We start from the raw sequence: 676 nt of genomic DNA on the forward strand, positions 1-676 counted from the left end.
GGCTCTTCCGGTTTCAGAGTGCGTTGATCGCCTCCCGGAGTCCTCCGGAGTGGATCAGTGACCTCAAGATGTAGTTGGCTTTGTTCCTGAACCCCAGGGCAATGCCACGCAGGTGCTCCAGTTTGCCGTTGATGTTCTCCACCGGCCCGTTGGACGCACCGGTATCGAAGTAGGCGAGGATGTCGGCTCGCCGCCGCCACAGCGTCTGCCCCAGCACCCGCAGTTCCCGCAGGTCGTTGGGGATCTTCACGTGCAGCGCCTTGATGACCTTGAACATCCGCAGCTTCCCGTCGCGTGGACGGTCCGCCTGGTACGCGGCGAGAATCTCCTGGTAGAAGTGCCAGGTCACCTGCACAGCAAGGTGCGCTTGACTGGTGAGCACGTCATCGAGTTTCACCGCGTTGGCCGGCGTGACCAGGGACTTCCTCGTCAACAGGATCCGTCTGATGCCGTACAACGGGTCCCCGGACCGGCCACGGTGGCCCATCGTCTCGTTCTGTACCCGTTGCCGACATGCGGTGAGCTTGTCGATGGCCAGGTGGACGACATGGAACGGGTCCATGACCTGCCTGGCCTGGGTCAGGTGCTGAGTCGCGGCTTTCGCGTAGCCGGTGAACCCGTCCATGGTCACCACGCGGATCCGGTGGCGGAACGTGCCGCCGCGGGCGTCGAGCCA

1 protein-coding gene is annotated in these 676 nt (G+C 63.8%); it reads right to left on the bottom strand.

Annotated elements, in window-relative coordinates:
* Positions 1 to 13 precede the first annotated feature (13 nt).
* Positions 14 to 676, bottom strand: a 663-nt coding sequence (locus ACTXPP_RS14265; RefSeq protein ID WP_443342758.1) for a transposase, incomplete at its 5' end; no start/stop codon positions are given.

This window comes from Candidatus Corynebacterium faecigallinarum (assembly GCF_052264515.1).
GTDB lineage: Bacteria > Actinomycetota > Actinomycetes > Mycobacteriales > Mycobacteriaceae > Corynebacterium > Corynebacterium faecigallinarum.